General features: G+C 73.9%; 1 protein-coding gene. It reads right to left on the bottom strand.

What is annotated here, in order from left to right; genetic code table 11:
- A partial coding sequence (locus ACLBYB_RS33525; RefSeq protein ID WP_447701456.1) for a polysaccharide biosynthesis/export family protein occupies positions 1-261 on the bottom strand: 261 nt, incomplete at both ends.

Genomic DNA, 261 nt, shown 5'->3' with positions numbered 1-261 from the left:
TGATGCGGCCGGCATAGGGCACCGAGATGGCGCCGTCGCGCCCGACGGGCTGCTCGGGGATGAGGGCGGACTTGGATCCGGCGGAGAAGCGGTCGGCGACGAGGGGTCCGGAGAACAGGCCGCCGGACCCGGCCTCCCAGACGGAGACCGAGACCATGTCGCCGATGCCGATCACCGGCTCGGAGGAGGGGCGATGGTCGCCGAAGGAGGCGAGCAGGCTGTCGAGGGGGCGGCCGCGCAGGGCCTCGACCACGGAGGGGG

Source organism: Methylobacterium sp. D54C (assembly GCF_053345595.1).
This window is presented reverse-complemented; position numbering and strand designations above follow the sequence as displayed.